The organism is Methanospirillum hungatei, from assembly GCF_020216685.1.
In the GTDB taxonomy this organism is placed as follows: Archaea; Halobacteriota; Methanomicrobia; order Methanomicrobiales; family Methanospirillaceae; genus Methanospirillum; species Methanospirillum hungatei_B.
This window is the reverse complement of record NZ_JAIWNS010000047.1, coordinates 1-10,000: the sequence shown is the minus strand read 5'-3', so window position 1 is coordinate 10,000 and position 10,000 is coordinate 1. Positions and strand designations below refer to the sequence as shown.

11 protein-coding genes are annotated in these 10,000 nt (G+C 50.0%); 8 read left to right on the top strand and 3 right to left on the bottom strand.

All coding sequences use genetic code 11. The annotated features are described in order from the left end of the window. The 3 genes from LDL35_RS02645 to LDL35_RS02635 form a co-directional block, all read right to left on the bottom strand. On the bottom strand, nucleotides 1-444 hold a 444-nt coding region (locus tag LDL35_RS02645), incomplete at its 3' end, for an ABC transporter ATP-binding protein (RefSeq protein ID WP_304019237.1). A gap of 1 nt (nucleotide 445) precedes the next feature. Next, a complete protein-coding gene (locus tag LDL35_RS02640) occupies nucleotides 446-1,231 on the bottom strand; it encodes an ABC transporter permease (RefSeq protein WP_304019235.1) in 786 nt (261 codons plus the stop codon). 89 nt (nucleotides 1,232-1,320) lie between these two features. Next, complete coding sequence (locus LDL35_RS02635) at nucleotides 1,321-2,331, bottom strand: ABC transporter substrate-binding protein (protein ID WP_304019233.1); 1,011 nt, start codon at nucleotides 2,329-2,331, stop codon at nucleotides 1,321-1,323. Nucleotides 2,332-2,539: 208 nt separating this feature from the next. Between LDL35_RS02635 and argH the strand changes: the two genes are divergently transcribed. From argH to LDL35_RS02595, 8 genes are all read left to right on the top strand, one after another. After that, nucleotides 2,540-4,021, top strand: a complete 1,482-nt coding sequence (gene argH / locus LDL35_RS02630; protein ID WP_304019231.1) for an argininosuccinate lyase — start codon at nucleotides 2,540-2,542, stop codon at nucleotides 4,019-4,021. Then, nucleotides 4,018-5,250, top strand: coding sequence for a Glu-tRNA(Gln) amidotransferase subunit GatD (gatD, locus tag LDL35_RS02625; RefSeq protein WP_304019229.1), 1,233 nt, complete (start codon nucleotides 4,018-4,020; stop codon nucleotides 5,248-5,250). Before argH ends, gatD begins: the two co-directional genes overlap by 4 nt. After that, the gene (gene gatE, locus LDL35_RS02620) at nucleotides 5,247-7,091 is read left to right on the top strand and encodes a Glu-tRNA(Gln) amidotransferase subunit GatE (protein WP_304019228.1); all 1,845 of its coding nucleotides are present in this window, start codon (nucleotides 5,247-5,249) and stop codon (nucleotides 7,089-7,091) included. Before gatD ends, gatE begins: the two co-directional genes overlap by 4 nt. Nucleotides 7,092-7,164: 73 nt before the next feature. Beyond that, nucleotides 7,165-7,503, top strand: a complete 339-nt coding sequence (locus LDL35_RS02615; RefSeq protein WP_304019226.1) for a DUF5350 domain-containing protein — start codon at nucleotides 7,165-7,167, stop codon at nucleotides 7,501-7,503. A 189-nt stretch (nucleotides 7,504-7,692) separates the two neighbouring features. Then, complete coding sequence (locus tag LDL35_RS02610) at nucleotides 7,693-8,049, top strand: hypothetical protein (RefSeq protein WP_304019224.1); 357 nt, start codon at nucleotides 7,693-7,695, stop codon at nucleotides 8,047-8,049. Further along, nucleotides 8,036-8,563, top strand: a complete 528-nt coding sequence (locus LDL35_RS02605) for a nitroreductase family protein (RefSeq protein WP_304019222.1) — start codon at nucleotides 8,036-8,038, stop codon at nucleotides 8,561-8,563. Before LDL35_RS02610 ends, LDL35_RS02605 begins: the two co-directional genes overlap by 14 nt. A gap of 24 nt (nucleotides 8,564-8,587) precedes the next feature. Next, the gene (locus LDL35_RS02600) at nucleotides 8,588-8,926 is read left to right on the top strand and encodes a DUF555 domain-containing protein (RefSeq protein WP_304019221.1); all 339 of its coding nucleotides are present in this window, start codon (nucleotides 8,588-8,590) and stop codon (nucleotides 8,924-8,926) included. After that, nucleotides 8,923-9,822, top strand: a complete 900-nt coding sequence (locus LDL35_RS02595; protein WP_304019219.1) for a carbohydrate kinase family protein — start codon at nucleotides 8,923-8,925, stop codon at nucleotides 9,820-9,822. The genes LDL35_RS02600 and LDL35_RS02595 overlap by 4 nt, the downstream gene beginning before the upstream one ends. Nucleotides 9,823-10,000 lie beyond the last annotated feature (178 nt).

Sequence of the window (10,000 nt, the reverse complement as noted above, 5' to 3'; positions counted from 1 at the left end):
ACGGGCGATTGCAACCCGCTGTCTCATTCCACCAGACAACTCATACGGATAACTCTGCTCAAACTGGGAGAGGCCGACGAGTGAGATGTATTTTCGTGCAATCTCCTGCCGTTCCTCTTTTGGAATACCCCTCATCTGAAGTCCAAACGCAACATTGGAAAGGACATTTCTCCAGGGAAACAGGGAGTACTCCTGAAACACCATCCCTACCTTTTGACCCGGTCCGGAGATAAGCGATCCATCTACCCGGACTTCCCCGGAACTGGCCTTGTCAAGACCTGCAATAATCCGGAGCAGCGTGGTCTTTCCACACCCGGAGGGACCTACAAATGAGACAAATTCATCATCGGCGATGGAGAGGTTGATATCTGAAAGGGCAACAACCCGGTCTCCATCCTCCTTGATAAATTCCCGACAGATATGAGAGATTTCCACTCTGCCCATGTCAGTTCACCTCTCCTTGGCGCCATTTGAGCAGAGTCCGGTTCATCCCATATCTGAAGATGTAATCAATAAGAAGTCCGATAAAACCCAGAATCAGCATATAGACCATGACTTTGTCCATCTGATGCAGATTATAATACCACCAGATCTTCTGCCCCAGACCAAACCTGGATACCCCAAACATCTCTGCAGCCACAAGACACATCCACGCAACCCCGCTTGCTACCCGAAACCCTGCCGCAAGATGAGGCAATGCTGCGGGAATGGCGATAAAGCGGATAAGAGCGGCATTACTCGTACATCCAAGCATCTTCCCGGCTTCGACAAAAATCCGCGGAATGTTTCGAAACCCCTCATATGTGTTAATGAGGACCGGAAAGACGGCTCCGATGAAGATAACAAAACCTGCTGCAAGGTCGGTAAGCCCGAACCAGACGATGGCAAAAGGGATCCACGCGAGGGGGGGGATAGGGCGGATGATCTCAATGATGGGATCGAGCAGCCGGTTGACGACCGGGTACCATCCGATGAGGATGCCGGCAGGGACGCCGACAAGGAGAGATAATCCAAGTCCGATAAAGAAATGGAGCATACTCACGGCAAAGTCCATCGGCAATGTTCCAACAAAGAGAAGTTCATAAAAGGCGATGATGACATCGGTAAATGATGGCAGAATAAAGTGATTTTTCACAATCTCATCTGCAAGCACCTGCCAGAATATCAGGAGTGCTGATATTGAGAGAATTGTGTAGCCGGGGGATCGTGATCCCGGTAGAATTCCTGTCATTGCTTAATTCTCACTATGGTGCCAGCATGCTGACACGTCGCTCCAGTAGTAATGGTCTTTGAGAAAAGGAAAAAGTATGGGGTGAAGCGTTACTGCTTATCCCAGAAACTGGTATCAATCAGGTCATCACCACTCAGCGGAGTCTTGATGTACCCGAGTGCAGCCTGATCCTGTGCATAACTGGTCACAGATTCAGCGATGATATGCGGATCAGATACCCACTCACCATCCCACTCATTCAGCGATTTCATAATCACTGAGGTGTTCATGGCTGTCATTGCTTCCATGTATCCAGAGGCTTCTTCCCAGTTCTGCTTGTTATACTCAGTTGCCTGCTGATGAATCTTCAGAACCTCGGTGACGATCTCCGGATGTTCCTTGATCATCTTTCCGCTTGCAACAAGAACACAACAGACATGGTTTGGTGACATCTCACCTGACTGAATGATGATCTTTCCTGCTCCGGCCTCCTCAATGGTTGTCGGGGAAGGTGCCGGAAGGAATACCGCGTCAACTTTTCCTGCCATGATTGCAGTCGTTGCATCTCCCGGTCCCATGGCTACAATCTTGACGTCCTTCTCCGGGTCAAGTCCCTGTTCTTTGAGCCAGGTCCGCAGAATGGTGTCCTGAATGGTTCCTGCCGGGAAGGTTGCAATAGTCAGTCCCTTCAGATCAGCAGGGCTGGTATAATTCAGACCGCTCTTCAGGACGACTGATGAACCCTGTGTCTGGGCTGCAGCGATAATTTTTCCATCAAGGCCGGTTGCAGCAGCAGTGACAAAGGGAGCAGCACCGACATAGGCAAAGTCAAGATCACCGGCAAGCATGGCCTGCATTTCAGGAGCACCAGTCGGGAAACTGTATGCTTTTACTTCTTTTATGCCAAGAGGGGCAAGAGTCTCATTGTACATCCCCTTGCTGTAAGCGGTCATAAATGCCATCTGATGGGTACTTGGCTGGTATCCGATATTCAGAACTGTCTTTTCACCTGCTGCACTTTGCTGTGATGCAGGAGCTGTCTCCTGGGTCCCGGTACATCCACACAGGAGAACCAGACCGGTAATAAGGAAGAGAGAAGCTATAAGCCAAACATTCTTCATGATAATCTTACCTGTCTTATGTACTAGTTGGTTCAGGTTCATAAACTATCCTTTTTCATTCGATTAAATGATTATTAAGCCCATTTTATTCCATATTTTTGCCCTCATTGTACTATTCATAACGCCGAGATCCAAGGAATATCTGTTACTCCACCACCGGATACATCGGTGGACATTAATGATCCTCCCGTGAAAGATATACGGGATTATGACCAGAGATGTCGTCAGAAAGGCACGGCTCTCCGGGGAGAGGACAGAAGATATTGAATCACTCCTCTCCTCGATGGAGGCGGACAGAAATATCGCTTCTTCAGATGTTCTGGTCGATATGGCACATCTGGTAATGCTGACCAGACAGCAGATCGTGCATGAGGACCATGCAAAGACCCTGATGAAGGAACTTTTCTACATGTACGAATCCGGTGTGCCCGCAGAGGCGTTTGATCCCTTGTATGAAGATATTCATGCCGGGATTGAGACCGTCCTAACCAGAAAAACCGGAGGTGATGTAGGGGGACGGCTCCATATCGGCCGGTCACGAAATGACGAGGTGGCAACCTGCCTTCGGATCAGAACGAGGGATATCATACTTGACCAGCTTGAAGCGCTTACCAGGCTTCGGTCAGTTCTGCTCTCCGTTGCAGAGGACCATATCACAACGGTCATGCCAGGATTTACCCATCTGCAGCATGCCCAGCCGGTAACACTGGCCCACCATCTGCTTGCCTATGAACAGATGTTCTCCCGGGATTTTGACCGGCTGTTTGATGCATTGCGACGGGTGAACTGCTCCCCCCTCGGATCTGCAGCCCTGGCATCTACCGGATATCCGCTTGACCGACCCCTTACGGCAGACCTGCTCGGGTTTGACAGGATTCTGGAAAATTCAATGGATGCCGTTGCATCACGTGATTTTGCCGAGGAGACCCTTGCATGCGACACCATGCTTCTGACCAATATATCCCGGTTCTGCGAGGAACTCATCATCTGGAGCTCGGCATTTGTTCAGTTTGTGAACCTTGATGACCGGTACTGTTCAACCAGCTCAATAATGCCGCAGAAGAAAAACCCGGACGTTGCGGAGATACTCAGGTCCAGGGCTGGGACGGTTCTGGGATCATTTGTGTCAGCGATAACCATTGTCAAAGGACTGCCGATGGCATATAACCGGGACCTGCAGGATCTGAACCCTCATCTCTGGCGCGGGATTACCGGGGTCAGACGGGATATTGATCTTCTTGCCGGGATGATAGAATCTGCAGAGTTCAACCTGGAGCGAATGGCAGAAGAAGCAGGAAGAGGAGGAACGACTACAACCGAACTTGCAGACACGCTGGTCAGGGAATTTAATATTCCTTTCAGAACTGCGCATCATATTGTTGGAAATGCGGTAAAGGATGGATCGCTTGATCTTGTCACGCTTGACCGGGGAGCAGAGGAGTTCTATGGAAAAACCCTCTCTTCCCTTGGAGTTACACAAGAGAGCATAGACTCAGCCCTGTCAGTCAGTACATCCCTCTCAGTCAGGAAACTGCCTGGCGGACCGGCCCCTGAGGCGGTGCAGGATGCCCTGGTTGAACGCCGGAAAGAACTTGAAAAAGACATCGAACTGATTTGCGATAAAAAGACGCAGATATCAGCATCATTACATGAACTTCTCACACAGGCACGGAGAATTGCACAATTATGAGTACTACATTTGAAACCGGAGATCTTGTCAGATGTACCCTGCAGGGATGTTCCTGCGAAGGGACATATATTACAACACGGGACGGGATGGCAACCGTCAAACTCACATCAGGGTATAACATCGGTGTTCCGGAAGAAAGTCTTTCAAAAACCGGCAGCTCTGAAATGGCAGAGCCTCAGGAGGTTGAGATTGCCCAGGATACGACACTCCCAAAGATCTCGATCGTCTCTACCGGTGGAACAATAGCAAGTAAGATAGATTACCGGACGGGAGCTGTTACCAGTCAGTTCCGGGCAACAGACATCCTGAACGCTATCCCCGGTCTTGCATCTCTTGCAGAGTTTAGTGCAGTCCAGCTCTGCAATATCCTCTCGGAAAATATGACTCCTGCCATCTGGCAGCAGCTTGCCCGTGCAATATATGATGAAATCAGATCTGGTGCTCAGGGCATTCTGGTAACTCACGGGACCGATACCATGGCATACAGTGCCGCTGCCATGAGTTTTATGATAAAAACCCCGGTACCGGTTGTCTTTGTCGGCTCACAGCGATCGGCGGACCGTCCCAGCAGTGATAATGTCATGAATGGCATGTGCGCCGCAAAAACTGCCCTGTCAGACCTGGGAGAAGTAGTGGTGGTGATGCATGGAACAACCAGTGACGATTTTTGCGCCATCCACCGGGGAACACGGGTCAGAAAGATGCATACTTCAAGGCGGGATGCATTTCAGACCATTGGCGATGGCATAATCGGTTCAGTCACCTATCCGTCACTTGATGTGTCACTCAGTTCCCATGCGGTGAAGAGAGGGAATTGTGAACCTCGACTGAAAGACAAGCTGGAAGAAAAATGTGCCATAATCTGGTATTATCCAGGGATGGATCCTGCTCTTCTGTCAGCATGGAACGGATACAAAGGAATTGTCCTTGCTGGTACCGGGCTTGGACATTGCGGGACAGATATGATTGCACGAATCAGGGAGATGGCAGCAGCAGGAACGATCTTTGTCATGACATCCCAGTGTCTGCATGGGCGTGTCTGTGACCGGGTGTATGATACCGGACGGGACCTCCTTGGAGCCGGAGTCATCGAAGGAGAAGATATGCTTCCTGAAGTCGCCCTGGTCAAACTGATGTGGGTGCTTGGAAACACCAGCAGCCTTGCTGAGGCACGGTTGATGATGGCACAGAATCTGGCCGGTGAGATAACCCGGAGGTCATCAGTATGACGCTGGACTATCAGAAACTCGGGCTGATTGCCGGGATTGAAATTCACCAGCAACTGAACACGAAAGAGAAACTCTTCTGCCGGTGTCCAACGACGATCCGTGAGGCTGAAGAGTCGAATGGTGAATTTTTCAGGTACCTCCGTGCAACAAAGAGCGAGATGGGCGAACTTGACCGGGCTGCTGAAGAAGAGATGATGCAGGTCAGACAGTTCCGGTACCTGACCTATGATACAACCTGTCTTGTTGAGAATGATGAGGAGCCACCGGCACCGCTCAATGAAGAGGCGTTAGACATCGTTCTCACGATTGCAAAAGTCTGCGGGATGACACCGGTCCCTGAGATCCACACCATGCGAAAACTGGTCATTGATGGATCGAACACGAGCGGGTTTCAACGGACTGCTCTGGTTGCGATGAATGGTACATTACCGGGCGGGGCCGGGATTGAGACCGTCTGTCTTGAGGAGGAGGCTGCACAGAGGATCGAAGACACCTTCTTCTCACTTGACCGTCTGGGCATCCCCCTGATTGAGATCACAACCAGTCCCTGCATGCATACCCCAGAAGCAGTCCAGGAGACGGCTGCACAGATAGGGATGATCCTCCGTTCAACCGGAAAGGTGAAACGCGGTCTGGGGACTATCAGACAGGACATCAATATCTCCATTCGTGAAGGTGCCAGGGTTGAGATCAAAGGAGTGCAGGAACTTGATCTTATCGCTGAAGTTGTCAGGAGAGAAGTATGCAGACAGGTTTCACTCCTTGATATAAGAGATGAACTTAAAAAACGCGGAGCATCTGTAGAGAAGAACCCGGTTGATGTTACATCGCTCTTTACCGGCAGTAAGAGCAGGGTTCTGAAATCAGCACCAAAAATTCTTGCCATCCGTCTGAATAAGTTTGCAGGTCTTGTGGGCAGGGAAATACAGCCTGGCCGGCGTCTTGGAAGTGAGATGTCTGATTACGCAAAGAAGTGCGGAGTCGGAGGGCTCTTCCATACTGATGAACTGCCCGCATACGGTGTTACCGAAGATGAAGTAACGAATCTTAAGAAGGCTCTTGATGCCACACCGGATGACTGCGTTATCATTGTGGCAGACAAACCACAGCGGTGTCAGTGTGCCATGCAGCAGATCATCAGAAGAGCGGAGATGGCATTTGAAGGGGTGCCAAAAGAGACCAGGAAGATGCTGGAAGGCGGCTCGACTGCATATATGAGACCACTGCCGGGGGCAGCCCGTATGTATCCGGAGACCGATGTATTTCAGGTACGGGTCACTCCTGAACGGTTTGCATCCCTTGAGATTCCTGAAATGATTGATGATACCATCGCACGATACATGCAGGAATTCGGCCTTGCACGGGAAGTTGCAAGGCAGATGGCATACTCGGAGCGGAGAAATGCATTTGAAGAGGCAATCAATTCAGGAATCAAACCCGCCCTTGCCGAACGGGCATTTAATTCAACACTCCGGGAACTGAGCAGGGAGGGTACATCGGTTCACCGCATCGATGATGAGGACATTAAACAGGTCCTTATGCTCATTAACACCGGAGAGGTTGCCAAAGAGGCTTTGTCACCCATCCTGACCGCCCTGGCAGAGGGGAAGACTCCGACAGAGGCATGTGAATGTGCAGCGCCAAAGGTCTCAGAAGAAGAACTTGCGTCAATAATTAACCGGATTGTAGCAGAGCGTGCTGATTTTATCAAAGAGCGCGGGAATGCCGCAACCGGTCCAATTATGGGCGTTGTAATGAAAGAAGTGCGGGGATCAGTTGACGGGAAGATCGTGAATCAGATTCTCCGCGAAGCTATCTCTCATGTACTGAAAAATACCTGAATGATGGGTAGATATTAGACAATCTTTAATTGATGATAACGGGCAATAGTACAGGCATTCGCGAGGTGCAATTATGGGCAAGACAGGAACCACGGAATGGATGCAGATAAAGGGAAGCAAGGGTCAGATACGCCTTGTTCCAAAGAAGGAAGGAGAAACGAAAAAACCAGGGCCAAACCAGCGGTTTAAGGCACAGACCACCATAAAGAGAATGGAACGGGCTGCAGGCCGTGGTGGAAGAGGTCGTGGTGGAGAGATGCGTGGCGGAAGCAGAGGAGCAGCAGGTGCTCGGGGTGGACGCGGTGGCAAAGGAGGAGCCGGACAGACTCAGGCACTCCGTACCATGGCAGCCCGAAGAAGAATGGGACGCCCGAAAGTATCCATGCTTGGCCAGAAACAGCGCTCGAAATAATCAAATAGCCTTTCACTCTTTTTTCGGCCATGAATCATCCAATGATGGATATGCTCAGCATGTCGTCCTGGATGTCATGGGTTTTCGTTGAATTGAAATTCTTCATATCGATATGAAAAAAGAGTATCAAAAGGTGATCTCTTCTCACCATATGGACATTACTTATAATGCGTATGGTCAGTACGTACTATGGACAAGAAAGGTGCTGTTTCCGCGTATCAGTATGGTGAGCGGGCAAAATCAGAATTAATTATAGCATCACAACTGATTACCGTGTTATCCGGTCTGAAGGATGCAGAACGCACCGGTGGGAGAAAGATTGTTCTTCAGTGCCTTGAATCTGTACGGATTGAACTGCAGTTTGCACTTAGGGCAACGAATAATCCAGAATTTCAAAAATCAATCGATAATCTGAACCAGGCCATCAGTCTGGTAGAAAGCAGTGATTTTGATCAGTCGGTAAAGAGCATCGGATCTGCTATTACCCATGCCACAACGGTTGCAATGCTTGCCTGGCAGGAACTTGAAAAACATGAATTTGTCTGAACTTAATCGTTTTTTGGCTGGACGAACATCGGTCAGACAGTACCTCCCGGAACCTGTTGCAGATACCACTATCGATGAGATACTTCGCTGTACCCGCTTGGCTCCTTCTGCTGGAAACCTGGAGTCATGGGATGTTATTGTGGTTACCGATGAAGGAACCCGGGAACTTCTGGCTGATGCAGCATTCCAGCAGGAACATGTATCAGCGGCTCCGGTCATCTTTGTAGTCTGTGCCAACTATGTCAGATCCATGTCCAGGTACAGTGAGCGGGGCATTCTCTATGCGATGCAGGATGCAACAATCGCAGGAACGTACCTGATGATGGCAATTCATGCATCCGGGCTTGGATCCTGCTGGACCGGAGCATTCGATGATGAGATGGTGCGTGAGATACTGGACATCCCCGGACATATAAGGCCGGTCACCCTTCTCACCGCCGGATATACCCGTGAAATAGTACCATCACCTCCTCGTATGGAAACCGGCGAACATGTTCATTACGGATACTGGTAACCACCTGGAAAAAAAGGAGTAAGAATGCCTGATTATCTCGTTGTATTAGAATCTGCCTGGATGATCCGTGATGCTGATTCGGTCGATGACGCCATCAGTATTGCGATAAGTGAAGCAGGAAAAAGACTGAACCCAACCGCGAAATTTGTTGAGGTTGAAGCAGGAATTCTTTCATGTCCATATTGTGAGGAAGAACTTCCGTGCACACTGATTGTTGCAAGAACCGCCCTTGTCGGAGTAAAAATGGAGATGAAAGTATATAAGGCGGATTCTGAAGAGCATGCACGCAGAATTGCACTGTCAACGATTGGAAAAGCCCTGCGGGATATCCCACTTGAGATTATCGAGGTTGAAGAGTTGTGATCTCCGTAGTCGGTCATACTGCTGTTGATCATATCTGCAAAGTCTCCCACCTCCCTGGTCCGAATGCATCGGCATCAATACTTGAGAGAACGATTGCGTTTGGTGGCGGGGCAGCAAATATTGCCGTGGGAATCGCCCTCCTGGGAGGAAGAGTGTCACTTATCAGTGCAGTGGGCAAAGATTTTGCAGGGAGTGCATATGACCTGAGAATGAAAGAACTTGGTATTGACCAGCGGTTCTTTATCGCTCCCGATAGGCACACGGCAACTGCGTTTATGTTCACCGGCCCTGAAGGAGATCAGATGACCTATTTTGAGTGGGGAGCATCATATCTTTTTGAGACCGAAAAGGCCCCTTCCCTCTCCTTCGTGCATATGGCAACTGCAGACCCGGGATTTAATGTGCAGGTTGCAAAACAGTCAGGATTTGCCTCATTTGATCCCGGACAGGATCTTCATCGGTACACAGCGGATCATCTGAACACCATTCTGGATTCAATCGACCTTCTCATCGCTAATCATCATGAATATGCCGGCATGTGCAAAACCCTTGGAATAGACCGTGACGAACTGATATCCCGTGTCCCAATGGCTATTGAGACCAGAAGCGGAGACGGTGCAGTGCTCTATACCCTGGGAAAAGAGCACTTCATCCCTGCGGTACCGGTCCCTTGTGTTGACCCGACCGGTGCAGGAGATGCATTCAGGGCAGGATTTCTTACTGCCTATGCTGCAGGGTATTCTTCCGAAGATGCATGTCGAATCGGGGGGGTTTGCGCGTCCTTTGTCGTGGAGACCTGCGGGTGTCAGACCGGCCTTCCTGACTGGCAGACCATGGTCAGCCGGTACGAAGAAAAGTTTGGCCCATTCCCCTCTCATGGTCCAAAACGGGCATAATATAGGTACATAGGCATGGATACCGTTCCCGGTAGTGCAGTCAGAATGGAAAAGATGTCAAAGTACATCTTTACCGCACCACGTTGGCCTGCGTCACTCGGCATCCTGATAATTCTCGGGCTCCTCCTGGAAATACTCTCCAGAAGGCTTGATCCATCATATGAATGGTTTGGTATCC

Coding starts and splice junctions, on each gene's coding strand:
- LDL35_RS02600 (WP_304019221.1), top strand. CDS start 8,588: ATGCCTGATTATCTCGTTGTATTAGAATCTGCCTGGATGATCCGTGAT.
- LDL35_RS02610 (WP_304019224.1), top strand. CDS start 7,693: ATGGACAAGAAAGGTGCTGTTTCCGCGTATCAGTATGGTGAGCGGGCA.
- argH (WP_304019231.1), top strand. CDS start 2,540: ATGACCAGAGATGTCGTCAGAAAGGCACGGCTCTCCGGGGAGAGGACA.
- LDL35_RS02615 (WP_304019226.1), top strand. CDS start 7,165: ATGGGCAAGACAGGAACCACGGAATGGATGCAGATAAAGGGAAGCAAG.
- LDL35_RS02605 (WP_304019222.1), top strand. CDS start 8,036: ATGAATTTGTCTGAACTTAATCGTTTTTTGGCTGGACGAACATCGGTC.
- LDL35_RS02635 (WP_304019233.1), bottom strand. CDS start 2,331: ATGAAGAATGTTTGGCTTATAGCTTCTCTCTTCCTTATTACCGGTCTG.
- gatD (WP_304019229.1), top strand. CDS start 4,018: ATGAGTACTACATTTGAAACCGGAGATCTTGTCAGATGTACCCTGCAG.
- LDL35_RS02640 (WP_304019235.1), bottom strand. CDS start 1,231: ATGACAGGAATTCTACCGGGATCACGATCCCCCGGCTACACAATTCTC.
- gatE (WP_304019228.1), top strand. CDS start 5,247: ATGACGCTGGACTATCAGAAACTCGGGCTGATTGCCGGGATTGAAATT.